Source organism: Metabacillus mesotrionivorans (assembly GCF_052171315.1).
GTDB lineage: Bacteria > Bacillota > Bacilli > Bacillales > Bacillaceae > Bacillus_P.
The window spans coordinates 156,848-183,255 of record NZ_JBQMFF010000002.1 but is presented as its reverse complement, the minus strand read 5'-3'; the positions used below and the strand labels follow the sequence as shown (position 1 = coordinate 183,255).

Here is a 26,408-nt window from a genome sequence, read left to right as displayed (position 1 = left end):
AGGGTCATAATATGGGCAAACAACATACAGAACAGGAAGTAAGAGAGCTCGTCATGACTGCCTCACGTTCAGATAAAACAAAGGATGAATTCAGAGTCTTTCTTCAATGGAAAAAACTGCAGTCTGAACTAAAAAAACAAACTGATGAAACGTTCAGATCCCTGATGAAATAATCGGGATCTTTTTTTATCCTTTTTTTCTTTTTGAGATTTCTTCTGTCACGATAAATGCCAAGTCATCATTTCCGAACAGTGACAGGACGCCAAGCAGGGTATGATCAGGTATTTCTCCTGCTTCCTCTTTCGGGACAGTGAGCTCGATTGCCTGTTTTAATTCGGCATTTTCAAGTTGGTCAGGGTATGCACGCGCATACAGCTCTGCAGGATCCAGATCATTGTTTACGCACCACTGGGCAAAGACAAGGACCATCATTTGCTCATCCCGCTGATAGTTGCGGATGATTTGTTCTTGCGTTTCTTTCGAATTCACATTCATGCTCCTAACTGTTAAATATTCTCCATCCCTCATCATATCACATGCAGAAGCCTCATAAGGATAAGTTTTCATAGCATAGGAATGTAATAAGGCTCAAAAGAGGGAGGAATGCCGCCTGAATCTGTCAGAAAGAATCACCTTTATCCTGGATGGCGTAAAAACAGCTACAGAGGAAGAGCTTTATAATGCTCTGATTCAATTAAACATTCACAAAGAGGAGCTGATGCCTCTCATAAAAGACGACAGGAGCAAACCCTATTACAGAAAACTTCTTTATAAAAATGAACAGCTTGAACTGCTTGTTATGAACTGGTCTGACCTTGAGTGTGCTCCTCATGACCACGGGCATTCATTCGGGTGGATACAGGTCATAAGCGGTGTGTCCAAAAATACAGTGTATAAGGTAAAAGGCGAAGCACTTCCTTATGAACTCTTCACAGAACTAAAAAGAGAAGGAAAGACTTTTTTTGCACCAAAATTCGGCATACACAAAATGGCTGAGGCCGGCAATACCGGATTGATTACCCTTCATCTGTACGCACCGCCTATCACGGGCATGAAAGTGTACGATTTAGAGAAGTGCGCAGCCTGTGTGGTTTCGGATGACTGCGGAGCATGGTGGCCGGATGACCTCAGGCAACAAGTGAAAGAAATAAAGCTTAAGAGCGCTGCAGACTGAGTCTGCAGCGTTTCATTTTGGGTATAACTATAAAGAGGTGATTAAACATGAGAGTTTTCTTCCATACAGCTGTTCTTTTTCTAACCGGATTCTTCCTGTATGCTGCTTGGACAGGCTTTATAGAAAAAGAATTAACGGTTAACACGCTCAGTGGAGAAATCATGGAAAAAATCCGGGAAGATTCAATTACAGAAACTGGAATAAACGTTCAAAAAAAGGCTGTGTATATGATAAGGTTATCAACCGGGAAGGTGTTTGCCGTTTCGTCATCTGTTTTTGAACGGGTTGAAAAAGGAGAAAACGTGCAGTTTGCTGAAAAAGACAGCCATTTTTACCTGATTGACGGCCGTAAAATCATTTATTAAAAACGGTAGCAATCCTATGCGCCAATATGAGATAATACATAAGTTGTTTTAAAAACAAGAATATAGGAAGTGTAATTTATGATAAAAATCGATATACCAAGATCAGACGTTGTACTGACAAGAAACCCCGTAAAAGGACAGCCTGTAGAAGCTCCTCTTAGCAGCGAATACGGCTTTACAGATTACAACAGAATTCCCCGCGATAAAGGCGGAATTTTTATGTTCTTTAATATTAATGATGAGCTTTTGTTTGTAGGAAAAGCACGCAAGCTTAGACAGCGCATTAAAAAGCATTTTGAGGATCAGGTTTCTCCGATCAAAGATCACCGCGATGAAGTGCACGAAATTGCTGTTTGCATCGTTGAAAGCCCAATGGAACGCGAAATTTACGAAACGTATCTGATCAATGAGCTTCAGGCGAAATATAATGTTGAGAAGGTTTTTTATAAATAAGGAAAACAGACATCCGGCGGAGCTGGATGTTTTTTTATTTTTAAGAAAATAAAGATAGGCGATTTCAGGAGATTGTCTTATGATAATAGAAGATCAACTATTTAGTGAGGCGAAATATCTTGATGGTCACTTATTTCCGGGGTTTTAAAACAGACTACGGCTCTTACAGCAGAAACGTTAAATTGGCCATTATGGCTAACATTCTCATTCAGATTGGAATGGGTATTTTTATGACCCTTTATAACCTGTATTTGAAAGACCTTGGGTACAGTGAACAGACCAATGGAAACGTCATTGCTCTGACTGCACTTGCTCAGACACTCTTTCTTGTTCCTGCAGGTTTTCTTAGTGATCGAAAGGGAAGGAAAAACACGATGGCTGTCGGGGCCGCTCTTTCTGCTGTTCTGATGATAGGCAGGTCTGTTATGGAATGGGAGCTGCTCTTACTTATATTCGCTTTTGGCAGCGGTATTTTTATGTCTTTCATTCAGGTGTCCATGATTCCTTGGCTCGCTGAAAATTCAACTGAAAAAGAAAGAAGCAAGCTTTTCAGTTTTCATTTTGCCGTCATGATGGCAGCAAGCGTCATCGGCAATCTTGCGGGCGGAGTCCTGACCGACCTCTTTACATTTGCGGGTATAAATTCCACAGACAGCTTGAGACTGACCCTGCTGATTGGAAATGCTGTTTACCTGGCCGGACTCTTTCCTGTCATTCTTATGAAAGAAGAAAGAAATCGCCAGAGTCCTAAAAAGCAAAAAGAAACAGGGGACGGCAATCAAAAGTGGAAGCTGGTCATCCTCTTTGTTGGCGCACAGGCCATCATCGGGATTGGGTCAGGTTTAGTCATACCGTACTTAAATCTGTATTTTGCAGACCGGTTTGACATTTCCTTTTCTGCCATCGGAATCATCCTTTCGCTCGGTCAAGGCGCAACAGCGGTCGCGATGCTGATTGGACCTGCCATTGTCAGCAAAATGGGAGAAGTAAAGGCGGTTGTCCTGCTGCAGCTGCTGTCCCTGCCATTTTTGCTGATCACAGGCTTTACAACAAACATTTATCTTGCTGTCATCGGATTCCTTTTCCGCCAGGCGCTGATGAACGCAGGCAATCCGATTCAAACCTCCCTCATGATGAGAAAAGTGCCGGATCATCAGAAAGGAATCGCAAATTCTTTAAGCCAGATGGCTTTTTCATTCGGCTGGGCGGCGATGGGTCCTGTGTCTGCTTATGTTGTCGCTGAATATGGCTCCTATTGGGGATATGCCAATGTTTTCAGCCTGACCGGCATCATATACCTGGCTGGCGCCATTTACTTTTACATCGTGTTTAAGGAAGAAAAAACAACTGTGGTTCAAAAAAGAGCTGCTGTCTGAGCTGTATTTCTGCAAGAAAGAAATGGTATAATAAAATGCATGCAAGAAGAATGCTTGAAAGGGGTTCAAAAACATGGAACCAATTGAAATCGGAGAAATCTTTACAATCAGCGACGAGAACAACCAGGAGCACGAGGTAGAGGTGCTTGGCGTGCTGACTGTAGAAGGTTCAGAATACGTTGCAGTAGGGTTTGTGGAAGAAATTCAGGAAGACACAGATGAAGATATCGATATTTACTTCTTAAAGGTAGATGAAGAAGGCGATTTTTCTGCGATTGAAACAGATGAAGAATTCGACAAAGTTTCGTCAGCATTTGACCAGATGATGGAAGAAGAAGAGTCAAACTAATACATACCCAAAGCCGTCTGCTTGAGCGTAGGCGGTTTTTTTGTGCAAAAAAGGTCGGAATGGCGCAGGCAGAAAGAATCATTTTTCCTGTAAAAATAACTATACTGACATAAATAATTCTCGGGGTATTCTAGTTATCCAACAAGAAGATATTGGTATTTACCAACATTTTTTCTATTCTTGTTTTGACTTAAGCTTTCAAAACAGGTAAAAAGTCACAATAAACAAAATAATTCAAATATTGACATAATTTCCACCATTTCTTACTATTACATTATAATTCAATATTTACATAAATATGGATTAAATAAAAACAGGGGAGGCTGTCAGGATGAAGAAAATTAAAATCAAAAAAGTTGAAAAGCTGGTTGCTCTTGTAAACCATCACGCGTAATGAATAAAAGGCTTTAGGACAAGCATCAGAGTCCCTAAAGCCTTTTTTAGTATAAGGGAGCTGAAAAACAGATGAAACCTGTCTTAAAAACCATTTATACGCCAATCATCGTATTTGAAGGCAAAGTTCAGATCGGCAAAGAGGATGGCAATCTTGAACTTGAGGATCTTGATGGAAGTGTCCAGCACCTGCTGAACCTGATGGACGGTACAAGAAATACAATTGAGCTGGCAAATGAAATGAACATAGATCATGCAGATTTACTTGAAATACTGAATGACCTGGATGAATATGGACTTGTTGAAGATGCTTCAGCAATCGAACACACATGTCTAAGTGAAAATGAACTGGAAAGGTACAGATCAAATCTCAACTACTTTTCCAATTTTTCAACCTTGAAGAGAAGCAGATTCACTTACCAGGAGACCTTAAAACATACAACGGTTGCCTTGCTTGGACTCGGAGGCTTTAGTTTAACAGCAGCTGCACTTGCAGGGATGGGAACCGGCAGAATTATAGGGCTTGATTATGATTCGGTTGAACTCAGCAACCTTAACCGCCAGTTTCTATACTGTGAGGACGACATTGGGAAACTTAAAACAGAGGCTTCAAGCAATCGCTTAAAAAAGATTAACAGTGAAATTGATGTTGATGTACATAATGTGAAAATTGAAGATGCAAAAAGTCTGCTGCCGGTAATAAAGGAAGCGGATATTGTCATTAACGGGATCGATCAGCCAAGCATTTTATCTACAAGATGGGTGAATTTTGCCTGTGTCAAATTAGGCAAGCCTTACATTCTTGGAGGCATTGGACACACGAGTATTATTCTCCAAAAATATGTTCCTGGTTTAGAAAACGGGTGCTTTGATTGCTATTTGCTGAACAGTTTACGGGATGCACCAGAATTTATCCACCAGCTGAAAGCCGTTTACGGAGCTTCTTTTCAAAAGAGAAACACAGCTTTTGCTCCTAATATCGCTATGATTACTGGTCTGGTAACAAATGAACTGGCTAAACAAATTGCGGGATATGAAAGGGCCGAGCATCAATCTTCGTCTCTTGAAATCAGCAGTCTATCATTTGAACGATTATCCGAAACTCTATGGAAAAAAGCATCTGGCTGTCCGACGTGCAATGGCCATATGAACTCAGATGAGCCTGCAGACCTGAATATAATTCTGGAATTATCTAAAGAAAGCAGGGTCTGAATGAATATAACATTAGATTCTAAAGTAACGGCAAAACTTTCTGTTCAGGCAGACGGAGAAGAATTTACAGTCGGAGACCCAGTCAGCGGTACATTTATCCGGGTCCCGTATGAAGCTGTTCACATCATTCATATGCTGGACGGTGTCAGAACGCTGAACGAAATTTCTGAACAGCTGAGAAAAGAACAAATGGATGCGGATGTTTTAGATTTTGTCGAAACTCTTCATGAGCTTGAGTTGATCTATTCGATTGACGGGAAAGAGTTTTTAATTCCACCTGATGAAAAACCTGTCAGCAGATCTCTTTCTGCTGCAGCTTCCTTCATTTTTCATCCGATCAGTCAAGTATGTTATGTCCTGTTTTTTCTTCTCAGTATTGGTATGATTGCAGGTATTCCTGAATTGCGTCCTGACTACAAAGATTTTTGGGCTGCAGAAGCAACAGGGCTAAGTCTTTTGTTATTATTTTTCATTTCCTGGCCGCTGACCATTCTTCATGAACTGGGCCATTATTTAGCTGCTTTAAGACTTGGTATACCGGTTAAATTTAATTTGAGTCTGAGATTTTACTGGCTTGTGGTCGAAGCAGATATGACAGGGCTCTGGTCAGTTTCCAAGCAGAAAAGGTATTTGCCCTATGCTGCAGGAATGGCTATTGATTCTTTTCTTCTTTTTTTATCATTAGCCGGTCAGATGGCGGCTGCAGGATTTGCCTTGAAGCTTTTGAAAATGATTACGCTGCTTCTTGTGATGAGATTTGCCTGGCAGCTTTTAATTTTTCTGCGGACAGATATTTATTTTCTGATCATGAACAAGCATAACATGCCAAGCCTCCATGGATATGCAAAAGAAATAATCACGGGGTATATGCGGAAAAAAGATTGTGCCGAAAGCCTGAAAGAAGAATTATCCGAAAAAGAAATGTCCTATGTTAAAAGCTTTGCATCATGTTACCTTATTGGCGGCATCATTGCAGCAGGACTACTGTTCTTATATAGTCTGCCAGGGCTTTACATGCTGCTGAAGCAGACAATGGTGCAGCTTTCCGTCTATTCTTTAAACAGCTGGCTATTCTGGGACGGCATCATTACACTGGCTGTCTTATCTGTAAATGCTGTGATTTGGGGCATTGGTGCAATAAGTAAATATAAAGGAAGCAAAACGGGTACACTACCTATTAGCTCAAATGAAGCGACTTAAACATGCAAAGAGCCACTTGCATGTTTTTTTCATTGGTCTGGCAGCATGATTATTTATGAAAATTGAATTAAAATCACCTTTTCAAAGAATTGTTTTTCGTTTTTCCTTTCTTTATAGTACAATCAATTAATGGAAAAAAAGATAAGGAAGTGTAGCAAAGAATGAAAGAACGTGTGATTACAGGCATCATTATCTTAATTCTGTTCATGATTCCCTTTTATGTAGGGGCATTCTGGTTTACTTATTTGGCACTGATTTTGGCCATTATCGCCTTTCATGAATTAACGACCATAATAAAAATCAGAAAGTACGGCACGAAGTATTTTGTGGGAATTATCGGGATTATCCTTTTGTTCCTGCCGCTGCTGCCGTTTCTGAATGTGACATTTGAAATCATTCAGATTAAAGTGCTGCTGGCACTGGTATTGTTTTTCTTAACCTCAACAATCTTTAACATTGAATATTCCATTGAAAAAGCAGGCACGCTCCTGATTGGTGTCCTGTATATCGGATTTGGATTTGTGTTTTTAGCTGAGGCAAGAATTGATGAAGGCTTAATATGGACCCTCGCCGTACTGATTTCTATCTGGGCAACGGATTCAGGAGCGTATTTCGTCGGGAGAAAATTCGGCAAACGAAAACTTGCGCCAAATGTGAGCCCGAATAAAACCATTGAAGGGTCTGTCGGAGGAATTATCATTGCTCTGATTATAGGTTTGGTAATGCAGGCAAGTTTCCATCCTTTTGCTTCTTACGGAGAAACGCTTATGCTGATTTTCGTCGTGTCCATTGCCGGTCAGGTAGGAGATCTCGTCGAATCTGCTTTGAAACGCCACTTTAAAGTGAAGGATTCCGGAAAGCTATTGCCGGGTCATGGCGGTATTCTGGATCGTCTTGACAGCTGGATCTTTGTTTTCATCGGGTTGAAGCTGGTTGGACTGATCTAAAAAAAACATTATAAAAATAGAAATCCCCCAAGAAGTCGAGTTTGACTTTTTGGGGGATTTTTTAATGGAAGAGTAATATGTTTTAGCTTTACTCTCCCAATGCACCCGTAACCGGATAATCAGCTAAATCGATGTCGGGTTCTAAACCAAGTGCAAGTCTTGCAAGCTCAAGTCCAAGGTAAGGACCCATCGTCAGTCCGGATGCGCCTAAACCATTTGCAGCAATGAGACCAGTCCAGTTAGGAATCCGCCCGATAACAGGCAAAAACCCTGGTGTGAACGGTCTGAACCCGGTTCTTGCTTCAAGAAATGTGCCTTCTTCAAGTCCTGGAGCGACATTCACGGCTTTAGAAAAGACATCAAGCATTCCTCCCGCTGTCACTCGCGTATCATAGCCGTTCACATCGTCCTCATGTGTGGCGCCTGCCACAATCCTTCCATCATCAAATGCCAGAAGATAATGATTGGCAGGGGGCATAAGAACCGGCCAGTCTGAAGTCTGCTCGGTTTCCATTTTAAAATGAGCAATCTGTGCTTTCTGATAGGTAACCTGAAAATGGATGCCAAGAGGCTGAAGCAACTCATTTGCCCAGGCACCCGCACAGACAATGACTTCATCCGCTTCAATTTCTTTTCCATTCACACTGGCACCTGAAACCCGGCCACGCTGAAAAATAAGGGCCGCTTCGCCTTCTATCAGCTCTGCACCATTTTTCCGGGCAGCACGGATTAACGCATCCCTCAAAGCTCTGCCATCTACCCGTGCGGCTCCTTCTACAAGAACAGATAGATACTCATCTGACAGGAGAGGGAACATTTCTTTTGTTTCTTCTTTCGTCATCGGTGTAATGTCTCCAATTTCTGGAGCATCCTGTTTTCTTTTTTCCGTACGCACCATGATTTTTTCAATTTTTTCCGGGTCCTGCTGAAGAATGAGAGCGCCGACCCGCTTATAGCCAGTGCTGGTTTCACCGTCCTGCCTGAGCGTACTAATCAGCTCGGGGTAATAGCTGGCGCCCTTTTTGACAAGCTGATACCAGGCTTTATTGCGTCTTTGCGAAACCCAGGGGCAGACAATCCCGGCAGCTGCACCTGTCGCCTGACCTGCGTCTTTCCGGTCGATTACAGTCACTTGCGCTCCAAGCTTTGTTAAATGATAAGCTGCCGAAGCACCCAAAATGCCGGCACCGATCACAACTATCTTTTTCATATGAATCTCATCCTTTGCGTCATTTCCACTTATGTACCTATCTCATTATAAAAGAGCATAGGATAAAGTATCAAATCTGATGAAAGCGGGGTGCAGTATGTATCAAGCTGACTATACTGCGATTATTTTACCATTTTTGCCTGCAGGTGCTTATGTGCTTGAAATAACAGAACCTGCGATGCGCAAGGCGGTGCTCGCTGCTGATTTTGATGGCGACTATGCTCTGGAGGTGGCAGCCGCCTACAGACTCCAACAAGAAGATTATGTGCTTATAATGAAACATGGAGCCCAAGGCTGGTTTCCAGCAGGACACTTTAGGGGAAGAAGCAGCTATTTCAAGGATTTTTATATAGAAGATGCAAGATTTGTTGCTGCAGAGGCAGTCGGGGATGTCACAGGCGACGGCATACAGGATACCGTTTTTTTGACGGCATCACAGACTCCTGACAGCCCATTTCTGCAGAACATCACTCTTCAAATTAGAAACGGAGCAACTGGGCAGGTTGAGAAGATCCCGCTCAAAGAAAATGCAGGATATGACCCGACCGTATTTTTAGGAGATTTTACGGGAGATAAAAAAGACGATATCCTCGTCATCATTAATACCGGAGGAAGCGGAGGCCTCATTTATGCTTATATATACACTTATGAAAAAGGACAATATAAACTGATATTTGATGATGAATCGTTCAACAAATCAAACACCTATACCGTTACTTACCTTGATCAGTTTAAAGCAAGGGTGACAAGCGCAAATCCCCCGAAAAAGTATCTGCTCGATCTCCAGTATAAAGGAAAAGAGTATTTGAGCGAAATCTATAACAGGGACGGGACACTGAAAGAGCCGGTTGAAGGGTGGGTCGCCCCGCTTTCAGGACTGTACCCTGTCGATTTTGAACGTGATGGCATTTTCGAACTGGACACCTATCAGAACATTGCAGGCAGATACAGCGCTGATGGTCTGGGCTACATGATGAATGTTCTGAAATGGGATGGCACATCTTTTAAAACAGACCGGCAGAGCATTGCTGTGTTTGGGGAAGAAACATAAGAAATGGGGAATCTGCTGTTTAGCTTCGGGAGAAAGATAAAGGTTGCAGCACTTACGTGGCTTCCTGTACCCGAGTTTGTGTTGTTAAACCAGCTTTGCAGCACTTACGAGGCTCTCTGCACCTAAGTTTATGTTGTTAAACCATGTTTGCAGCACTTACGTGACTTTCTGCACTTGAGTTTGTGCTGTTAAACCAGCTTTGCTACACTTACGTGAAGTTCTACACCCGAGTTTCTGTTGTTACCAGTTTTACAGCACTTACATGACGGTCTGCAACCGAGTTTGTGCTCCTAAACCACCCTTTCATGACAGCAGTTTATAAATTCACATTACAATCGGAACCGGACGTTCGCATGGTAAAAAAAGAGAGCTGAAGTTTTCTCAGCTCTCTTTTGCGCTGTATTAATCCACAACAATATAAGCAATCATCGGCGCACCCTGGCCATGGCGGGAATGCGTATCACAAATTAGACGGTACGTTCCTTCTTCATCAAATTTTAAAGGAATGACCGCTTTTTCACCTTTTTTAACCACGCCTTTTATGTCTGTTCCTTCAATCCTGAAGGGATGCTCCGCGCCGTTTACTCCGTGGATGGTCAACGTAACGTTTTCACCTTTCTGAATCGTAATGGAGCCTGGATCAAAACGGTATGCCTCAATCTTTCGCCCGTCTTCAGTTTTGGATGTGAATTCTCCGGTCACCATATGGATTTCTGCCTTCTCATCTGTATGCTGTGCGGAAAGGACCTCAGCTGCATCCTGATTCAGATAAAACCAGCTTCCGGAGCCAATGAGAGCAAACAAAACAGCAGCAATCACAATCCATTTCTTTTTTATGACGATAAATTTCATAGTTTCCCTCCCAGAGCAGTACTTACCATACTATATGCCCGTCCGGGGGAAACTTGTCTGCTGTTTTTTAAGCGCAAAAAAGGATGTCTCGCAGCAGACATCCTTTTTGTTAATCTTCTGTTAAAAATTCCGGTGAAAACAAATTATATGCATCTTCTTCCTCATCCATTTCCCGATCAGCTTCAGAGTATGTTCTTCTCCTGCGGTTCAGCTCTCTGAATTCAGCTTCGAGGAAATCAGCCTGTTCGTGTGAGAGTTTGATTGTCACTTCATTTTTATTATCATCTGCTGCTTTAAGCAGAACATAACTGTCCGCAAAATGCCTCAGCGTCACATTGCTTAACGTTATTTGCATTTTATCAAGCTCATACCTTGCTTTCATGAAAAAAAGACCTCCAGTGGCCGATATTGGTTATCTCTTTTAGTTTATCGGTTTCATCTGAAAAGCACAATAGAACGGTAGAAATGGACAAAGTGTAAGAACTTCAATTGAATCCTTTTACATTTAGAAAAATGAAATGAGCTCCATTTTCCTATAGTATAAAGACAGAATATTCTATTACTTTTACAGGAGGATCATACATGCCTGAACAGACACTGACCATCAATAAAACCCGATTAGAAGAAAGAATTCATACACTCGCCGAAATCGGAAAGATTGGCGAAACCGGGGTTTCGAGGCTTGCCTTGTCAAAGGAAGATAAACTTGCAGTTGAAACAGTCAAAGGCTGGATGGAGGAAGCAGGCCTTACCGCACGGATAGATCACTTTGGAAATCTGATTGGCAGGCTCGAGGGAAAAAAAGCTGAAGCACCTGTCCTTATGCTCGGGTCCCATATTGATTCACAGCCGTATGGCGGAAGATTTGATGGAGTCATCGGTGTTCTTGGGGCAATCGAAGCCGTTCAGACATTGCAGGAGAACTCGTTTATTCCCGAAATGCCAATCGAAGTTGCTGCTTTTTGCGATGAAGAGGGAGCACGCTTTAATAAAGGGTTATTTGGCGTCAGAGGGATACTCGGCAAACTTGAAGAGGGAGAACTTGACCGGAAAGATAAAAACGGTGTAACACGGCGGGATGCACTAATTTCCTTCGGATGTGATCCCGAGCGCTTTAAGGAGTCAGAGTACGCTCCCGGAAGCATTTCAGCCTATCTTGAGCTGCACATTGAACAGGGACCGGTTCTTGAGTCTAAGGATGCGCCCATTGGCATTGTAACGGGCATCTCTGGCCCATTGTGGCTGACAGTTGAGCTTGAAGGCTTTGCAGGCCATGCCGGATCTGTGCCAATGCATATGAGACAGGATGCTTTAGTGGGAGCGGCAAAGGTCATCGTTGCCCTGAATGATCTCGCTTCAGAAGATCCATCTGCACCTACTGTCGGAACCGTCGGGAGCTTAAAGGTTTTTCCTGATTCACGGAACATCATACCTGAAAAAGTGATGTTTACGGTGGACCTCAGGGATATTCAAATGGAAAGAAGAAATATCATAGAGAATCAGTTGAGAAAACGGCTGCATCTGATCTGCGAGGATCACGGACTGACATATATCTTATCTGAAGACACAAACAGTGAACCGCGGTATTGCTCGGAAGACATTATGGAAATTATGAGGGCAGCAAGCAACGAGATCGGTCTGAATGCGCCTGAACTGATGAGCGGACCCTTTCATGATGCGCTCGCGATGTCTTATGAATGTGACTACGGGATGATTTTTGTCCGCTGCAAGGACGGCATCAGCCATAATCCGAAAGAGTTTTCAACGATGGAAGATATTTCGCTCGGAACCGAACTTCTATACAGGACAGCCTTAAAAATGGCAGTGAAATAAACAAAGCAGTCTATTTTTCTTTTTGACTAAACATTCTGAACCCATCATAATCAAGGCTATACTCTTGATGGGATGGTGGATGGAATTGAAAAAGAAAACAGCTGTATCCTGGAGCGGAGGGAAAGACGGATGCATGGCCCTTCATAAACTTGCAGCCGAGGGGCATGAAATCGCATGCCTTATAACGACGGTTCCGGCTGAAACTGGAAGAACATTCGGGCACGGAGAGAAAATAGATGCGATCAAACAGCAAAGTCTTGCGCTTGAAATACCAGTGCATTTTATATCATGCACCTATGAAAGCTATACGGATCACTTTATCGGTGCGCTGAAAGAGTTGAAGGAGCAATACTCCCTTACAGCTGTTGCTTTCGGCGATCTTTATTTGGACGAGCACCGGGAGTGGGGAGAAAAAGCTTCGGCCGAAGCAGGTCTTGAACCGCTTTACCCTTTATGGATGGAAAAAGAGAACGCCATACTTGCACTTCAGCAGTTTGCAGTCAGCGGATATAAAGCAGCTGTAATCAGAGTAAGGGATGACAAACTCGATCCATCCTGGCTCGGAATGGAGGTTAATCAGCCATTCATCGACCGCGCTTTAAATACAGACATCTGTCCGATGGGAGAGGCTGGTGAATACCATACTTTCGTCTACGACGGGCCGCTGTTTACAAAAAAAATCGACATTACGTTCGGGAACGTTCTTCAGCTGGAAACGACAAAGAGACTTGAGCTTGAGAAAACCAAATTAAGAGAAAAAACGACAAATTTAAAAAAATCTTGATGACTTTTCCAGTTTTATAGATTACAATGAACAAAAAATATGATTCTTTTAAAGTGCCTGAATACTCAGGATAATAGGGAAGCCGGTGGAAATCCGGCGCAGCCCCCGCTACTGTAAGCGCAGATTAAACTGAATTGCCACTGACTCTAATGTCGGGAAGGCTCAGGATCAAGATGAAGCGCAAAGCCAGGAGACCTGCTTTAATTGATTTTTGCTTGTTTTTCGGTGGGAAGAACGAGTCAGGACCCCTGTATGCGTTACTTCACTATGCTTATTTAGGCCTTGACTGTCTTCAGTCAGGGCCTTTTTATATTGGTTAAAAAGATGGGAGATGGATATATGGCGATGAAAAACGAAAAAGGAAGAGTGCTTGTCTACACAGGCAATGGAAAAGGAAAAACGACAGCTGCAATCGGTCTTGCTGTGCGGGCTGCCGGAAGACAAATGACCGTTTCCATTCTGCAATTTATTAAATCTCCTGAGCGGACATACGGTGAGAGAACAATTTTAAATGCTTTGCCCGGAGTCAGTATTCAGCAGCTCGGTGCCGGATTTACCTGGACCAAAACACCTGAGATTCACCGGGAAGCTTTAAAACAGGCTTGGATAACAGCAAAAGAAACCATTCTGAGCGGGGAAAGCGATGTTGTCATTCTTGATGAAATCAACAATGCCCTTGCCATTCAGACCTTTCCTGTGGACGATGTTCTTCCTCTTGAAGACGTCATTTTGACCATTCAAAACCGTCCTCTTCATGTCCACCTTGTCCTGACAGGCAGAAACGCCAAAAGAGAAATCAGGGAAATAGCTGATCTCGTCTCTGTGATCGACGTTGAAAAGCATTATTACGATGAAGGTGTCGACGCCATATATGGAATTGAATATTAAAGAAAATGGGAAGAAAAAGGCGCTCAGACTCATGATTCAGGGGACTCATTCGGATGCAGGCAAAAGCATTCTGTCAACCGCACTGTGCAGGATTTTCAGGCAGGACGGGTATAAAACCGCTCCCTTTAAATCACAGAACATGGCACTGAACTCATACATAACAAAAGACGGCAAAGAAATCGGCAGAGCCCAGGGAGTTCAGGCTGAAGCAGCAGGAATTGAAGCTGACACGGATATGAACCCGATTTTAATTAAACCTTCAGGAGAGATGGAATCCCAGATCGTTTTTCACGGCAGACCATTTGCTGTCATGAACACCGCAGTCTACCGGGAAGACTTTTTCAGCCTTGGTCTTGAAGCGATTAAAAAATCGTTGCACAAGCTGCTGACGAACTATGACGCGGTTGTAATCGAAGGGGCAGGTTCACCTGCTGAAGTCAATTTAAATGACAGGGAGCTCGTCAACATGCGCGTTGCAGAGATTGCAGATGCACCTGTTTTACTAGTGGGAGACATTGATAGAGGGGGTGTTTTCGCAAGCCTTGTCGGAACGCTTCAGCTCCTTCAGGAAAAAGACCGAAAACGGGTTGCCGGAGTTGTTATCAATAAATTCAGGGGAGATTTTGCCCTGCTTGAACCGGGGCTCCAATGGTTTGAAGAGTACACAGGAATACCTGTAGTTGGTGTTATCCCGTTTATATCAGATCTTGAAATCGATGGTGAAGATTCCCTCGTCCTCAATCAGTACTCCCGAGGCACAAATCTTGAAGGAGATTTGGATGTCGCCGTTCTTTCATACCCAAGACTGTCTAATTTTACGGACATTGATCCTCTGAGACTGGAACCTGATGTGAATATCCGCTTTGTCCGAAAAGCATCAGAATTTGGCCGGCCGGATCTAATTATTCTTCCAGGCAGTAAAAATACAGCTGAAGATTTGCGATTTCTAAAGGAAACTGGATTATTTAATAGAGTGCAGGCAGCCTATAAAATTGGCAGCCAGATCGTGGGGATATGCGGCGGGTATCAGATGATGGGAGAAAAACTGTTTGATCCAGAAGGCGTTGAATCCGGCATTAGAGAACAGGACGGGCTTGCCATTTTCCCTGTTTCAACTGTCCTGTATGCGGATAAGAAAACCGTTCAGACGGAAGGATCTTGTGCTGTCCCCGGATATGAGGATCTAACGCTTTCAGGTTACGAGATACACATGGGACAAACTTTGCTGTTAGATGACCCATCACCATTTTCAATCCAAAAAGGGACCGGTGAAGGGTACGCAAAAGAAAACGCAACGGGAACCTACTTGCACGATGTGTTTCACAATGATGCATTCAGATGGCGCTTTTTGAACAGGCTCCGCAGCAAGAAAGGGCTGCAGCCGATTGAGCGCTCGCTCTTCTTTCGCGAATTGAAAAAAAGAGAATTTGACAGACTTGCAGATCATGTAAGAGCTGCACTGGATTTAGATAAAATCTATGAAATCATGAAAAGGAGGTGAAAAAATGATAGATGTTTATCAGATTATTGATGCAATTAAACCAGTAAACAAAGCGAAAGGACAGGAGGCAGAAGCCTATATACAAACGCTGACTAAACCCGTAAACAGTTTAGGAGAAATAGAGCGATTGGCTGTTCAACTGGCTGAAATGACGGGAGAGGTAAAACCCGATATTTCCCCTCCAGGCGTGATTGTCTTTGCAGCGGACCATGGGATTGCTGAAGAAGGCATCTCTGCTTATCCCCAGGAAGTAACAGGGCAAATGGTCAGGAATTTCTTAACGGGCGGAGCTGCGATTAATGTGTTCACAAAGCGTGTAAAAGGGTTTCTTGAAATCGTAGACGCAGGCGTCAAAACAGATATACCCGGTGTCAGAGCGGAGAAAATCGGATACGGTACTAAAAATTTCGCAGCTGAACCTGCTATGTCGCGAAAAGATGCACTAAGGAGCATTCAAATGGGAATGAGTCTTGCGGAAGAAACCATTGAAAAGGGTGCAAAGCTGCTGATTCTCGGTGAAATGGGCATTGGCAACACAACGTCAAGCAGCGCCATAGCAGCTGCACTGACCGGAATCAAGCCTGAACATCTGACTGGAAGAGGCACAGGAATTAAGTCGAAGCAAATTGCCTTCAAGTCTGAAATCATCCGCAGGGCCCTCGAACTACACAGGCCGGATCCAAGTGACCCGATCGATGTTCTTTCAAAGGTTGGAGGATTTGAAATCGGCGCCATGACAGGAGCCATGCTGTATGCTGCTTACCGCAGAATCCCTGTGCTCCTGGACGGTTTTATATGCACCACATCAGCCCTTTTAGCTGCACACATATGTGAACATGCAAAAGACTATATGATTGCCGGCCACTTATCCGTTGAACCCGGTCATCTCCTGATTTTGAACAAACTCGGAAAAAAACCGCTTGTATCAATGGGTCTTCGGCTTGGGGAAGGGACTGGAGCTGTTCTTGTCTTTCCTTTTGTCCAGGCAGCTTCAGACATGATAAAAGAAATGGCGACATTTGATGCAGCAGGTGTTTCAAAAGAACACAGTTAAGAAAAAAGTCAAATAAAGGCGGAATAAATCTATGAAATCGACTACATATTTTACCCGAATAAGCCTTATCCTGATGCTTCTTGCAGGCATCCTCACAGGATGTGCACAGGGAGATCCAACAAAGCCTGCAAGCGGTCAGACAGAACAGGCTGAAAAACAAGATGCCTCCTACCCAGTTACGGTCACAGATGATGCAGGAAACGAAATAACGCTTGAAGAAAAGCCGGAGAAAATCGTGTCCCTGCTTCCGAGCACGACGGAAATCCTTTTTGCTCTTGGACTTCAGGATGAAATTGCCGGAGTTTCCGACTATGACAATTACCCGGAAGAAGCTGCAAAAATAGAAAAAGTCGGTGCTCAGGACTTGAATGCAGAAAAAATCATTGCCCTTCAGCCTGACCTTGCTCTTCTGCAGGAGTACCATGCACAAAATCACGGCGAAATCATCAAGCAGTTTGAAGCTGCCGGCATAAAGGTTTTTATCGTCGGTTCACAAACTTCATTTGATCAGGTTTACACGGCAATCAGAACAATTGGAAAAGCAACAGACACGCTGGATCAGGCAGACAGGATCATAAAGGACATGGAGGAGAAGGTTGCTTCCATAAAAGAAAAAGCCAAAGAAGTAAAAAAGCCAAAACGCGTCTGGATTGAAGTATCGCCTCAGCCTGAAATCTACACGACTGGCAAAGGAACCTTCATGAACGAAATGCTAGAAATGATCGGCGCAGAGAACGTCGCGGCTTCTGAAGAAGGCTGGGTCAAAATGGATGAGGAGAAAATCATCAGCAGCAATCCGGACACCATCATCACAACGTATGGCTACTATGTTGAAAACCCGGCAGAGCAAGTCCTTTCAAGAAGCGGGTGGAACTCCATTAAAGCCGTTCAGTCGAAACAGGTATTTGATGTAAACAGTGACCTGGTTACCCGTCCGGGACCGCGTCTTGCGGATGGAGCTGAAGAGCTTGGCAGACTTATCTATCCAGACATCTTCAAAAAATAAAAAATGGCTCTTATTGATTGGTGCTGTCTGCTTTGCAGCATGCAGCATCCTGTTAGGAGTTTTGGCTGGGGCGGTACAAGTGACCGTCCCTGATATTATAACTATTCTTGCCGGCAAGATCTTTCATGTACCGCTGTATGACGGAGGGCAGAGCACAGAAATGATTATTTGGGAAATCAGGTTTTCAAGGGTGATGCTTGCCTTTTTTGTTGGAGCCTCCCTATCTTTGGCGGGAGCCGCTTTCCAGGGGCTGCTGCAGAACCCGCTTGCAGACCCGTATACAATCGGTGTATCTTCAGGTGCTTCGCTTGGGGCAGTCATCATTATCTTTTTCCAGATTCAGCTGACATTCTTAGGCAGTTACACGCTCCCGGTAATTGCTGTCCTTTTCGGCATGATTACCCTGCTCATTGTTTTTGCTCTCACACAGCTTGCAAGCGGAAAGCTGACGAATGAAACCATTATCCTTGCAGGCATTATTGTCTCTTCTTTTATCAGCGCCTTTATCTCACTGCTGATTGCTCTCGTTCCGCGTGAGGACATCAGTCAAATTCTCTATTGGATCATGGGAAGTGTCTCTATGAGAGGATGGGGACATGTCCAGCTGATTTTCCCCTTTTTTGTAATAGGCGCACTGATGATCCTCTATCATTACAGGGAACTGAACAATTTGGCACTTGGCGAGCAGTCGGCACAGTTTGCAGGAATGAATGTAAAAAGGAAGAAAACAATCATTCTAATAGCCGCGTCGATTCTTACAGGGAGCGCCGTTGCGGTTTCCGGAGCCATCAGCTTTGTCGGTCTTGTCATTCCTCATCTCGTGAGACTGCTTGCAGGGCCAAACCACCGGCACGTTCTCCCGCTGTCTATGCTGGTTGGCGGCGGATATCTGGTGCTTGCAGATTTGCTTGCAAGATCCATCATTTCACCGAAGGAGCTGCCAATCGGTGTGATCACAGCCCTGATCGGCTCACCGATCTTTACTTTTTTGCTGGTGAAAAACCGGAAACAAAAGCACGGATGAGAAAGGAGGAGGCACTATGCTGCAAGTGATAAACCTTTCAGGAGGCTATGATGCAAAAAAAACAGTCATCCATGATCTTTCCTTCACCATTAAGAAAGGTGATTTCCTGGCGCTGGCAGGACCAAACGGCAGCGGGAAGACGACGGTGATTCGTTTAATCATGGGAGCGCTGCCTGTAAACAATGGCCACATCATTTTAGATGGAAAAAAGCTTTCATCCTACTCGCAAAAAGAACTTGCCAGAAAAACAGCCGTCATGACGCAGGAAAATCAATCAGGGCTTGATTTTACAGCAGAGGAAATCGTGATGCTAGGGAGATACCCTCATCAAAAAGGCATGTTTTTTAAAGAACATTCTGATGCAGACAGGAAAGCTGCTGAAAAAGCGATGAAACAGACGGCTGTCTGGCAGTACAGAAAAAGACCTTTTCAGGCGTTAAGCGGCGGAGAAAAGCAGCGTGTGCTTCTTGCAAAAGCTCTCGCACAGGAGCCTGAGCTTCTGCTGCTCGATGAGCCGACAAACCATCTGGATATGAAACATACAAAAGAGCTTCTTGAACTTCTGAAAACCCTGCAGAAGGAAATGAATCTGACCATCCTGGCCATCCTTCATGACTTGAATCTTGCCTCGCTTTATGCGGATCAAATTGCCTTGCTGGACCGGGGTATGCTTGCAGGTTGCTACGCTGGACTGAAAAAAGAAAATGAGCAAACGTTCTCTGACGTTTATGACCTTTCTCTTCACTTTTCGTCTCATCCGGCCGCTCCAAAGCAGCATATTACTTTATCGCCGGATTATCTGCAAGGAAAACAGAGCGATTTGCTTTCAGCGCTGCATATTGAACAGGGAAACCCTTCAATCATTACGATGGAACAGCCATTTCGAATGCTGACAGCAGGGCCAAACGGCAGCGGCCTGCACTGGTCCAGCCGACTGGAAGTAAGCGCCGGTCAGAAAGAAACAGCCGGACAGCTTTTCCTGTGGTCACTTGGAAACAACATTTTCATCTGCAATCACAAAAGGGTCCCTGATCACTTTATCAAAAATGATTCGATGCACACGTTTTACATGATCGTTTCCTATTCGGGCAGCATGCTGACTGCTGCCCTTTTAACAGATGCTGCAATCACTGACTGCGGTCTTATGAACCTCACCCTTAAGATGAATGCGGGGATAACAAGACTGTTTCCGGACGCAAAGCCTGATCTTGCTGCAGGTTCTTACAGCGGCAGCACACCGGATGATCCTTCCGTCATGCAGGCTGCTGATGCGCTGATCATAAAAACTCTGAAAAGACTGGAGAATTCCCTTGCAGCCATTTGCTGAACATACTCTATTACTGGCGGCAGGGAGTGTGCTGCTGGACTTAATCATCGGCGATCCAAAATGGCTGCCTCATCCGGTCATTTTTTTCGGAAAAGTGATTCGTATAGCAGAAGGGAGTCTTAATAAAGGCGACCGGAGAAAAATAAAAGGAATAGTGCTTGCCGTTTGTCTGCCGGCAGCGGTTTTTATCCCTTCATTATTGATTTTAAAGTGGCTTTATTCCATCCACTACGCAGGAGGCTTGTGTGCAGAGGTTTATTTGATTTCTACAACTTTGGCGATCAAAGGACTTAAGAAAGCTGCACTGGAGGTTTACACGCCTCTTGCTGCAGGCAATCTTTCAGAAGCGCGAAAAAAACTGAGCGAGATCGTGGGAAGAGATACCGCCGATTTGCCCTCCGGTGAAATCACAAGGGGAGCTGTGGAAACAGTAGCGGAAAATACAGTGGACGCTATCATAAGTCCTCTTGTATTCGCTATTGTTGGCGGAGCACCGCTTGCCCTTGCCTACAGGGCAGTAAATACACTGGATTCTATGGTTGGCTACAAAAATGAGCGATACCATGATTTTGGCTTTGGTTCTGCAAGACTTGATGATCTTATGAATCTTTTTCCTGCAAGGCTTTGCGCCTTATGCATGTGGGTAGGCAGTTTTTTTATCAGGGGAATGAAAAGAAGATATGGCTGGCAGGTGACACGGAGGGATGCCAAAAAGCATCCAAGTCCAAACAGCGGCTGGCCGGAGGCGATGACTGCAGGACTGCTTGGCATTCAGCTTGGGGGAGCAAATACGTATTCAGGAGCGGTTTCACATCGTGCAAAGCTCGGTGATGCACAGTCAAGTCTATTACCCGTCCATATCAAACAATCAATACATATTATGAACGGCGCCTGGATTGTGTTTCTTGCAATCTATCTTTGCTTGTTCATGTTAAGGAGGATGTACTATGTGGCCGCAGCATGGGGGTAATTCATCTGCCATTCAGAATCTGCTGACAATGAAAGGAATTGAAGCGGGAAGTAACATGCTTGATTTCAGCGCCAATCTAAACCCGCTTGGCATCCCTGACACCGTCCTGTTGTCCATGCAGAAAAGCCTTCTAAAAAGCACAGTATATCCCGATCCTGCTTATATAGAGGAACGGGGCATTCTGGCTGCTTTTGAAGGCGTGAAGATGGAAAACATTTGGCTTACTAACGGCGGTGCGGAAGCTATTTTTTTAGTTGCACAGTTGTTTAAAAGGAAACGTGCCGGTATCTTTCAGCCGGCCTTCAGCGAGTATGAGCGGGCATGCCGGATCCATCAGCTTCACATAAACCACTGCAGCTATGAGGATCTAAAAGATTCGGAAGCTATCGAGACAGATCTGTTTTTTCTATGCCGCCCAAACAATCCTACAGGAGAGATGCTTCCTGAAGAAAAGATTGTCAGATTGCTTGAAACAGCAAAACAAGCTGGTCAATACATAGTCGTTGATGAAGCTTTTGTCCATTTTTCGGACTCTAGTCTTGCTCATTTACTGGGAGCATTTCCAAACCTCATCCTCTTGAGGTCACTGACCAAAATCTTTGCCATTCCCGGCATCAGGTTTGGTTATGTGCTTGCACAAGAGCATATCATACGAAAGCTTGCGTCCCTTTCAGTCCCTTGGAGCGTCAATTCTGCGGCGCTTTCCGTCATACATGCGCTGCCGGAAACAAAGGACTTCCTGATTGCAGCAAAAGAATGGCTGAGGGAGGAATGGCAGTTTTTAAGAGGTGAACTCTTGGAGATAAAGTTTCAGGTGTCTGATACAGAAGTAAATTTCTATTTGCTCCGAGATCCGCTTCTTCAAGATCATGAACCGCTTCTTCTGTTTCTTGCAGGAGAAGGAATACTGGCAAGGCACACGGTTAATTTTCCGCTGATTGAAGGGAGCGCTCTTCGGCTTGCTGTAAGGACGAGAGAGGAAAACATGATTTTGCTTAAAGCGTTAAGAAAATGGAGAAATACCGCATGTTGACATTTATTTCAGGAGGAGCCCGGTCAGGAAAAAGCAGGCTCGCAGAACAACTGGCAGCGGATGCTGCAGGGGACAGGAAGCCATTTTATATGGCCACTGCAAGGAAAAGCGAAATGCCAAAACGCATTTCCATTCATCAGCTGGACAGAGGAAACATGTGGATCACGATTGAAGAGCCGCTGCACATAGACCTGGCAGCCGGAAATCTTCCTGATTCAGCTGTTGTTTTAATTGACTGTCTGACGGTCTGGACAAGCAATGTCATGTTTTCAGAGCACTTGTCTATTGAGGAGACAGCAGCCCGTTTCAACAACCTGCTGAGCATTTCTAAAAGAAAGAACCTTAATCTGTATCTAGTATCAAATGATGTAAATGAAGGAATTCCCTTAAAAAACAAAGGAATAGATCACTATATTCAATGTCTTGAGTCGGTTCATAAACTAGCCGTCCTTGCAGCGGATGATGTTTATGAAGTCCTATGCGGCCTGCCGGTTGTCTGGAAAAAAGATGGTCAATACCCTGAAGGGATCTGGGGAGGAAATAATCAATGAAACAAGTCTTTCATGGTGGAATTCTCGCTCTGCAGTTTTTGACGAGAATACCGCTCAGGATTGAATGCGGCACGGATGTAAAAACACTAAAGTGGGCTTTGCGTTTTTTTCCTGCTTCAGGGCTTGTCATAGGAGCCTGCATGTTTGTGCTTTTTCAGCTGCTGAATGATATCCTGCCAGCTTCCATGTTGGCGCTCCTGCTGATCAGTGTCTGGGTTTACTTATCAGGCGGCCTTCATCTTGATGGCGTCATGGATGTTGCAGACGCAGCGGGATCAAATGGTGATGTCGAGAAGAAGAGAGAGATTTTAAAAGATTCACGTGCAGGCAGTTTTGCCGTGCTGGCCGTGATTTTTTTATTGGGCTGGAAACTGGTGATTGTGCACAATTTGCTTCCCCTGGACCAAACAGGCATGTATCTGATTGTCATTCCCATGCTGTCGAGATATCAGGTCCTAATGCATCTGTATGGGTTTAAAGCTTTTCAGACTGGCGGAATGGCATCCTTCTGGAAACAGCATCTTTCAATGAAAGAACTAATCATTGCCGCATGCTGGCTCCTTCCATTTATGGCGTTCAATTGGATAGTCGGCCTGATGTTTCTGCTGCAAATTCTCTTTTGTTTTCTTTTCGGCCGGTGGTCACAAAAGCAGTTTGACGGAATAAACGGAGACACTGCAGGTGCCTCTATTGAGGGGGCAGAAATTTGGAATCTGGGCGTACTGTACAGCTTTTTCTTATTCGGCATGGTTTGACGCAATGGAATGCTGAAAGAAAGTATTTAGGACACAGCGATATTCCGGTGAATAGCCGTTCTCTGGATGACTATTTTCCATTAAAAAATGTTCTGCATCAATACGGCACTCTAAAGGTGTATTCAAGCGACCTCCTCAGATGCCGGGAAACAGCAGCCTTTCTTTTTCCCAGCCAGCAGGTAACATATGATGCCCGCCTCAGAGAACTCCATTTCGGGGAGTGGGAAGGGAGGACGTATGAAGAGCTGAAACATTGCAGCATATATTCCTCCTGGCTCGACAACTGGGAAAGCACCGGCCCTCCAGGCGGAGAAACAGGTATTTCATTTCAGGAGAGAGTATCGTCTTTTTTAGAAGAACTTCTTGAAGGAGAACTGGATACTGCAGCAATCGTCACACACGGAGGAGTGATCAGACAGATTGCCTCTTCTTTTCTGAACACTCCGGATTTTTGGCACATCTCAGCACCATTTGGTAAAGCAGTCATTATAAATGCTGAAGAAAGGGAGGAGGGATGGACGTGCATCTCATTATCGGAGGAGCCTATAGCGGGAAAAGAGCATATGTGAAAAGCAGATGGCCCCATGCAGCATGGATTACGGCTTACAGCGGGAACCATATGTCTGATTGGAAAAAGGCCGAAGATGGTCCTCTTGTTCTTGAAGGCTTTGAACAATGGATTGAGAAAGAGGATCTGACCGACTTAAAGGCAGTTAGAACACAATACAGCGGATTTTTAAATGAACTGCTTGAACGGAAACAGGAAACCATTATCATCATGCTTGAAGTCGGTAAAGGGATTGTGCCGGTCTCTGAGAAAGAAAGACATCTGAGAGATGTAACCGGATGGATCCAGCAGGATGCCGCTGCCGTATGCACGCATATTCACAGCGTGTGGCATGGACTTGTAAAGAAGGTAAAATAAGGGCTTTGTCCCTTTTTTTATTTTGAAAAATTTAGTATCTAAACGTTATGAGTTTCGTATATAATCTTCATTGTGATTATTCTTTATAAATTCTTAAAGGGGATAAAGACCGGAGCACGAATAAGTATGACGTCACTTGTCTTAGCTTCTGCAGAAACGGAAATCATGTAAAAGACTTACATTAAGCTTGAAAGGCATGATATGTATGGAAAACAGTTTGACTGAAGCCATGCCGGCAAAAGGCACGCCTTCAGGAAATTTATTCAAAAACCGGATCGTTCTTGCGATCATGGGATCCAACTTCCTGCTGCAGCTCGGAATCTGGATACGGAACTTTGCCATTTTACTGTATGTAACAGAGCTTACGAATAACGATCCTGTCTATGTGTCGCTTATTTCCATTGCCGAGTTTGCACCGATCTTCATTTTTTCCATCATCGGCGGAACGTTTGCTGACAGATGGAAACCGAAACTGACGATGGTCTGGTGTGACGTGCTGTCCGCCGTATCGATCTTTGTTGTTTTATTAACTCTTGTATACGGGTCATGGCACGCGATTTTCTTTGCAACGCTCGTATCTGCCATTCTGTCACAATTCTCAATGCCTTCAGCGATGAGACTGCTCAAGCAGCACGTTCCTGAAGACCAGCTGCAGTCGGCAATGGCCATTTTCCAGTCATTGATGGCTGTTTTCATGGTAATCGGACCTGTCATTGGAACAATTGTGTACCAGTCTTACGGCATTTACACATCCATTATTGTAATGGGCGTTATGTTTCTCCTATCCGCTGCTGTTCTGACGTTTTTGCCCCGCGATCTTGAAAAAGTCAAATCAGATGACGAAACAAGCTTTAAAAAGGAACTTGCAGACGGATTCCGCTATGTCATCGGCAAAAAAGTTCTGACGACAATGGGCGGAGTATTTGCGGTTTGCGGTCTTGCTGTCGGCTTGATTTCGCCGCTGATGATTTTTATTACGATTGAAAATCTCGGTCTGACGAAAGACTACCTGCAGTGGCTGATTATGGCCAATGGAATCGGGATGCTTGCCGGAGGGGGAATTGTCATTGCCTTCTCAAAGAAGATCTCACCGCAAAAGCTGCTTGCTTTAGGTATTTTCTCAAGCATGATTTTCACCATCAGCATCGGCTGGTCCACAAGCTTTCCGCTTACAATCGGCCTGCAGCTGCTTAACGGATTTTTCTTCCCGTGTATTCACATAGGCATCAACACGCTGATCCTAAAAAATACAGATGAAGCATTTGTCGGCCGTGTCAATGGGGTTCTCAATCCGCTCTTTATGGGAATGATGGTCGCAGGCATGTCGCTGTCGGGTCTCCTGAAAACTCCGCTGAGCCTTTCAGGCGTATATACCGTATCCGGCGTTTTGTTCCTGCTTGGGACGATGCTGATCATGCCGCTGTTCAAATTGAAGGATGAGAACGTGATTGCCCAGCAGACCGTTCAAGTAAAAGAAAGCTGATTCATCCTTTCAAAAACTCTCTGAAAATGGAGAGTTTTTTTATTTGGTCCATTAAATTTGGTGCAGGAATTCGTTTATGCAGCTCGAATGACAGTAGGGTATGCAACAAAAAGGAGGAATTTCCATGTCAGTAAATAAGAGTGCGGCTTCAGTTGTCTCAAGAGTTGAGGGAAAAGAGCTTATTATTGAGAGAATGTTTCAAGCTCCAAGAGAACTTGTTTTCAGAGCATACGCCGAACCTGATCTGCTTGCAGCCTGGTGGGGGCCAAAAGGATGGAGTACTGCAAACAAACGGTTTGAATTTGAGCCTGGCGGCGTCTGGCATTACTGCATGCGCTGCGAAGACAAAGACCAGGGTGACTTTTACGGCATGGAATCATGGGGAATTGCAACCTACAAAGAAATCTCGGTCCCTGAGAAAATTGTCTATGTGGATGCATTTTCAGATGAAACAGGCGCGGTTTCAGAGCAAATGCCGGAAATGGTGATTACGATGGTTTTTGAAGATTTTGGTGACACAACAAAACTAGTCGTCAAATCTGAATTTGCAACTGAGGAAGAACTTAAAAAGGTGACAGAAATGGGCGTAGTAGAAGGAATGTCATCACAATTTGAGTGTCTTGACGAGTTGCTCGCTACATTGAAATAAACCGTTAGAAAAGCTGCTGCGGCGGCTTTTTTTGTTTCCATTC

General features: G+C 44.2%; 30 protein-coding genes and 1 riboswitch. Of the genes, 26 read left to right on the top strand and 4 right to left on the bottom strand.

Annotation, left to right across the window (positions count from 1 at the left end; all coding sequences use genetic code 11):
- Positions 1-11 precede the first annotated feature (11 nt).
- Complete coding sequence (locus ACTSEZ_RS05850) at positions 12-173, top strand: hypothetical protein (protein ID WP_369733242.1); 162 nt, start codon at positions 12-14, stop codon at positions 171-173.
- Positions 174-186: 13 nt separating this feature from the next.
- Here ACTSEZ_RS05850 and yxiS read toward each other — a convergent pair whose 3' ends face one another.
- The gene (yxiS, locus tag ACTSEZ_RS05845; RefSeq protein ID WP_369733241.1) at positions 187-489 is read right to left on the bottom strand and encodes a protein YxiS; all 303 of its coding nucleotides are present in this window, start codon (positions 487-489) and stop codon (positions 187-189) included.
- Positions 490-718: 229 nt separating this feature from the next.
- On the opposite strand from yxiS, the gene ACTSEZ_RS05840 reads away from it, so the two are divergent.
- The 8 genes from ACTSEZ_RS05840 (at position 719) to ACTSEZ_RS05805 (ending at position 7,469) form a co-directional block, all read left to right on the top strand.
- A complete protein-coding gene (locus ACTSEZ_RS05840; protein ID WP_369733240.1) occupies positions 719-1,174 on the top strand; it encodes a cysteine dioxygenase in 456 nt (151 codons plus the stop codon).
- Positions 1,175-1,221: 47 nt separating this feature from the next.
- Positions 1,222-1,539: a hypothetical protein gene (locus ACTSEZ_RS05835; RefSeq protein ID WP_369733239.1), complete on the top strand. Its 318-nt coding sequence runs from the start codon at positions 1,222-1,224 to the stop codon at positions 1,537-1,539.
- 78 nt (positions 1,540-1,617) lie between these two features.
- On the top strand, positions 1,618-1,992 hold the full coding sequence (locus ACTSEZ_RS05830; RefSeq protein ID WP_369733238.1) for a nucleotide excision repair endonuclease: 375 nt from the start codon (positions 1,618-1,620) through the stop codon (positions 1,990-1,992).
- 122 nt (positions 1,993-2,114) lie between these two features.
- Complete coding sequence (locus tag ACTSEZ_RS05825) at positions 2,115-3,368, top strand: MFS transporter (protein WP_369733237.1); 1,254 nt, start codon at positions 2,115-2,117, stop codon at positions 3,366-3,368.
- A 73-nt stretch (positions 3,369-3,441) separates the two neighbouring features.
- Positions 3,442-3,717: a DUF1292 domain-containing protein gene (locus ACTSEZ_RS05820; protein ID WP_029281012.1), complete on the top strand. Its 276-nt coding sequence runs from the start codon at positions 3,442-3,444 to the stop codon at positions 3,715-3,717.
- A 465-nt stretch (positions 3,718-4,182) separates the two neighbouring features.
- Positions 4,183-5,322, top strand: a complete 1,140-nt coding sequence (locus tag ACTSEZ_RS05815; RefSeq protein ID WP_369733236.1) for a HesA/MoeB/ThiF family protein — start codon at positions 4,183-4,185, stop codon at positions 5,320-5,322.
- Complete coding sequence (locus tag ACTSEZ_RS05810) at positions 5,323-6,522, top strand: hypothetical protein (RefSeq protein WP_369733235.1); 1,200 nt, start codon at positions 5,323-5,325, stop codon at positions 6,520-6,522.
- Positions 6,523-6,683: 161 nt separating this feature from the next.
- The gene (locus ACTSEZ_RS05805) at positions 6,684-7,469 is read left to right on the top strand and encodes a phosphatidate cytidylyltransferase (protein WP_369733234.1); all 786 of its coding nucleotides are present in this window, start codon (positions 6,684-6,686) and stop codon (positions 7,467-7,469) included.
- 88 nt (positions 7,470-7,557) lie between these two features.
- Here the strand turns inward: ACTSEZ_RS05805 and ACTSEZ_RS05800 are convergent, their stop codons facing one another.
- Positions 7,558-8,679 carry an NAD(P)/FAD-dependent oxidoreductase gene (locus tag ACTSEZ_RS05800; protein WP_369733233.1) on the bottom strand — a complete coding sequence of 374 codons (1,122 nt, stop codon included), beginning with the start codon at positions 8,677-8,679 and terminating at the stop codon, positions 7,558-7,560.
- Positions 8,680-8,776: 97 nt separating this feature from the next.
- On the opposite strand from ACTSEZ_RS05800, the gene ACTSEZ_RS05795 reads away from it, so the two are divergent.
- On the top strand, positions 8,777-9,730 hold the full coding sequence (locus tag ACTSEZ_RS05795; RefSeq protein WP_369733232.1) for a YybI family spore inner coat protein: 954 nt from the start codon (positions 8,777-8,779) through the stop codon (positions 9,728-9,730).
- 402 nt (positions 9,731-10,132) lie between these two features.
- On the opposite strand, the gene ACTSEZ_RS05790 is transcribed toward ACTSEZ_RS05795, so the two are convergent.
- Positions 10,133-10,582 (bottom strand): cupredoxin domain-containing protein, encoded by a 450-nt coding sequence (locus ACTSEZ_RS05790; protein WP_369733231.1) that lies wholly within the window; start codon positions 10,580-10,582, stop codon positions 10,133-10,135.
- A 109-nt stretch (positions 10,583-10,691) separates the two neighbouring features.
- Positions 10,692-10,964 carry a hypothetical protein gene (locus ACTSEZ_RS05785; protein ID WP_369733230.1) on the bottom strand — a complete coding sequence of 91 codons (273 nt, stop codon included), beginning with the start codon at positions 10,962-10,964 and terminating at the stop codon, positions 10,692-10,694.
- Positions 10,965-11,164: 200 nt separating this feature from the next.
- On the opposite strand from ACTSEZ_RS05785, the gene ACTSEZ_RS05780 reads away from it, so the two are divergent.
- From ACTSEZ_RS05780 to ACTSEZ_RS05705, 16 genes are all read left to right on the top strand, one after another.
- Positions 11,165-12,415, top strand: coding sequence for a M20 family metallo-hydrolase (locus ACTSEZ_RS05780; RefSeq protein WP_369733229.1), 1,251 nt, complete (start codon positions 11,165-11,167; stop codon positions 12,413-12,415).
- Between the two features lie 85 nt (positions 12,416-12,500).
- Positions 12,501-13,199 carry a Dph6-related ATP pyrophosphatase gene (locus ACTSEZ_RS05775; protein ID WP_369733228.1) on the top strand — a complete coding sequence of 233 codons (699 nt, stop codon included), beginning with the start codon at positions 12,501-12,503 and terminating at the stop codon, positions 13,197-13,199.
- A gap of 34 nt (positions 13,200-13,233) precedes the next feature.
- Positions 13,234-13,416, top strand: a riboswitch (cobalamin riboswitch).
- Between the two features lie 128 nt (positions 13,417-13,544).
- A complete protein-coding gene (locus ACTSEZ_RS05770) occupies positions 13,545-14,087 on the top strand; it encodes a cob(I)yrinic acid a,c-diamide adenosyltransferase (RefSeq protein WP_369734059.1) in 543 nt (180 codons plus the stop codon).
- The gene (locus ACTSEZ_RS05765) at positions 14,071-15,588 is read left to right on the top strand and encodes a cobyric acid synthase (protein ID WP_369733227.1); all 1,518 of its coding nucleotides are present in this window, start codon (positions 14,071-14,073) and stop codon (positions 15,586-15,588) included. The genes ACTSEZ_RS05770 and ACTSEZ_RS05765 overlap by 17 nt, the downstream gene beginning before the upstream one ends.
- A gap of 4 nt (positions 15,589-15,592) precedes the next feature.
- Positions 15,593-16,642 (top strand): nicotinate-nucleotide--dimethylbenzimidazole phosphoribosyltransferase, encoded by a 1,050-nt coding sequence (cobT, locus tag ACTSEZ_RS05760; RefSeq protein ID WP_369733226.1) that lies wholly within the window; start codon positions 15,593-15,595, stop codon positions 16,640-16,642.
- 31 nt (positions 16,643-16,673) lie between these two features.
- On the top strand, positions 16,674-17,648 hold the full coding sequence (locus ACTSEZ_RS05755; RefSeq protein ID WP_369733225.1) for an ABC transporter substrate-binding protein: 975 nt from the start codon (positions 16,674-16,676) through the stop codon (positions 17,646-17,648).
- Complete coding sequence (locus ACTSEZ_RS05750) at positions 17,611-18,672, top strand: FecCD family ABC transporter permease (RefSeq protein ID WP_369733224.1); 1,062 nt, start codon at positions 17,611-17,613, stop codon at positions 18,670-18,672. The genes ACTSEZ_RS05755 and ACTSEZ_RS05750 overlap by 38 nt, the downstream gene beginning before the upstream one ends.
- A 16-nt stretch (positions 18,673-18,688) precedes the next feature.
- On the top strand, positions 18,689-19,999 hold the full coding sequence (locus ACTSEZ_RS05745; RefSeq protein ID WP_369733223.1) for an ABC transporter ATP-binding protein: 1,311 nt from the start codon (positions 18,689-18,691) through the stop codon (positions 19,997-19,999).
- Positions 19,983-20,969, top strand: coding sequence for an adenosylcobinamide-phosphate synthase CbiB (cbiB, locus tag ACTSEZ_RS05740; protein WP_369733222.1), 987 nt, complete (start codon positions 19,983-19,985; stop codon positions 20,967-20,969). Before ACTSEZ_RS05745 ends, cbiB begins: the two co-directional genes overlap by 17 nt.
- Entirely contained in the window at positions 20,947-22,002 is a 1,056-nt protein-coding gene (locus ACTSEZ_RS05735; RefSeq protein WP_369733221.1) for a threonine-phosphate decarboxylase, read from the top strand. Before cbiB ends, ACTSEZ_RS05735 begins: the two co-directional genes overlap by 23 nt.
- Positions 21,996-22,553, top strand: a complete 558-nt coding sequence (locus tag ACTSEZ_RS05730; RefSeq protein WP_369733220.1) for a bifunctional adenosylcobinamide kinase/adenosylcobinamide-phosphate guanylyltransferase — start codon at positions 21,996-21,998, stop codon at positions 22,551-22,553. Before ACTSEZ_RS05735 ends, ACTSEZ_RS05730 begins: the two co-directional genes overlap by 7 nt.
- Entirely contained in the window at positions 22,550-23,308 is a 759-nt protein-coding gene (gene cobS / locus ACTSEZ_RS05725) for an adenosylcobinamide-GDP ribazoletransferase (protein ID WP_369733219.1), read from the top strand. The genes ACTSEZ_RS05730 and cobS overlap by 4 nt, the downstream gene beginning before the upstream one ends.
- Complete coding sequence (locus tag ACTSEZ_RS05720) at positions 23,260-23,877, top strand: histidine phosphatase family protein (RefSeq protein WP_369733218.1); 618 nt, start codon at positions 23,260-23,262, stop codon at positions 23,875-23,877. The genes cobS and ACTSEZ_RS05720 overlap by 49 nt, the downstream gene beginning before the upstream one ends.
- The gene (locus tag ACTSEZ_RS05715) at positions 23,823-24,233 is read left to right on the top strand and encodes a bifunctional adenosylcobinamide kinase/adenosylcobinamide-phosphate guanylyltransferase (RefSeq protein WP_369733217.1); all 411 of its coding nucleotides are present in this window, start codon (positions 23,823-23,825) and stop codon (positions 24,231-24,233) included. The genes ACTSEZ_RS05720 and ACTSEZ_RS05715 overlap by 55 nt, the downstream gene beginning before the upstream one ends.
- Before the next feature lie 205 nt (positions 24,234-24,438).
- Entirely contained in the window at positions 24,439-25,716 is a 1,278-nt protein-coding gene (locus ACTSEZ_RS05710) for an MFS transporter (protein WP_369733216.1), read from the top strand.
- 124 nt (positions 25,717-25,840) lie between these two features.
- Positions 25,841-26,365: an SRPBCC domain-containing protein gene (locus ACTSEZ_RS05705; protein ID WP_369733215.1), complete on the top strand. Its 525-nt coding sequence runs from the start codon at positions 25,841-25,843 to the stop codon at positions 26,363-26,365.
- The last annotated feature ends 43 nt before the right edge of the window (positions 26,366-26,408 follow it).

Bases quoted from the DNA above. Each gene is read 5' to 3' on its own strand.
- ACTSEZ_RS05850 (WP_369733242.1), top strand. From the start codon at position 12: ATGGGCAAACAACATACAGAACAGGAAGTAAGAGAGCTCGTCATGACT.
- ACTSEZ_RS05840 (WP_369733240.1), top strand. From the start codon at position 719: ATGCCTCTCATAAAAGACGACAGGAGCAAACCCTATTACAGAAAACTT.
- ACTSEZ_RS05835 (WP_369733239.1), top strand. From the start codon at position 1,222: ATGAGAGTTTTCTTCCATACAGCTGTTCTTTTTCTAACCGGATTCTTC.
- ACTSEZ_RS05830 (WP_369733238.1), top strand. From the start codon at position 1,618: ATGATAAAAATCGATATACCAAGATCAGACGTTGTACTGACAAGAAAC.
- ACTSEZ_RS05825 (WP_369733237.1), top strand. From the start codon at position 2,115: ATGGTCACTTATTTCCGGGGTTTTAAAACAGACTACGGCTCTTACAGC.
- ACTSEZ_RS05820 (WP_029281012.1), top strand. From the start codon at position 3,442: ATGGAACCAATTGAAATCGGAGAAATCTTTACAATCAGCGACGAGAAC.
- ACTSEZ_RS05815 (WP_369733236.1), top strand. From the start codon at position 4,183: ATGAAACCTGTCTTAAAAACCATTTATACGCCAATCATCGTATTTGAA.
- ACTSEZ_RS05810 (WP_369733235.1), top strand. From the start codon at position 5,323: ATGAATATAACATTAGATTCTAAAGTAACGGCAAAACTTTCTGTTCAG.
- ACTSEZ_RS05805 (WP_369733234.1), top strand. From the start codon at position 6,684: ATGAAAGAACGTGTGATTACAGGCATCATTATCTTAATTCTGTTCATG.
- ACTSEZ_RS05800 (WP_369733233.1), bottom strand. From the start codon at position 8,679: ATGAAAAAGATAGTTGTGATCGGTGCCGGCATTTTGGGTGCTTCGGCA.
- ACTSEZ_RS05795 (WP_369733232.1), top strand. From the start codon at position 8,777: ATGTATCAAGCTGACTATACTGCGATTATTTTACCATTTTTGCCTGCA.
- ACTSEZ_RS05790 (WP_369733231.1), bottom strand. From the start codon at position 10,582: ATGAAATTTATCGTCATAAAAAAGAAATGGATTGTGATTGCTGCTGTT.
- ACTSEZ_RS05785 (WP_369733230.1), bottom strand. From the start codon at position 10,964: ATGAAAGCAAGGTATGAGCTTGATAAAATGCAAATAACGTTAAGCAAT.
- ACTSEZ_RS05780 (WP_369733229.1), top strand. From the start codon at position 11,165: ATGCCTGAACAGACACTGACCATCAATAAAACCCGATTAGAAGAAAGA.
- ACTSEZ_RS05770 (WP_369734059.1), top strand. From the start codon at position 13,545: ATGAAAAACGAAAAAGGAAGAGTGCTTGTCTACACAGGCAATGGAAAA.
- ACTSEZ_RS05765 (WP_369733227.1), top strand. From the start codon at position 14,071: ATGGAATTGAATATTAAAGAAAATGGGAAGAAAAAGGCGCTCAGACTC.
- cobT (WP_369733226.1), top strand. From the start codon at position 15,593: ATGATAGATGTTTATCAGATTATTGATGCAATTAAACCAGTAAACAAA.
- ACTSEZ_RS05755 (WP_369733225.1), top strand. From the start codon at position 16,674: ATGAAATCGACTACATATTTTACCCGAATAAGCCTTATCCTGATGCTT.
- ACTSEZ_RS05745 (WP_369733223.1), top strand. From the start codon at position 18,689: ATGCTGCAAGTGATAAACCTTTCAGGAGGCTATGATGCAAAAAAAACA.
- ACTSEZ_RS05735 (WP_369733221.1), top strand. From the start codon at position 20,947: ATGTGGCCGCAGCATGGGGGTAATTCATCTGCCATTCAGAATCTGCTG.
- ACTSEZ_RS05730 (WP_369733220.1), top strand. From the start codon at position 21,996: ATGTTGACATTTATTTCAGGAGGAGCCCGGTCAGGAAAAAGCAGGCTC.
- cobS (WP_369733219.1), top strand. From the start codon at position 22,550: ATGAAACAAGTCTTTCATGGTGGAATTCTCGCTCTGCAGTTTTTGACG.
- ACTSEZ_RS05715 (WP_369733217.1), top strand. From the start codon at position 23,823: ATGGACGTGCATCTCATTATCGGAGGAGCCTATAGCGGGAAAAGAGCA.
- ACTSEZ_RS05710 (WP_369733216.1), top strand. From the start codon at position 24,439: ATGGAAAACAGTTTGACTGAAGCCATGCCGGCAAAAGGCACGCCTTCA.
- ACTSEZ_RS05705 (WP_369733215.1), top strand. From the start codon at position 25,841: ATGTCAGTAAATAAGAGTGCGGCTTCAGTTGTCTCAAGAGTTGAGGGA.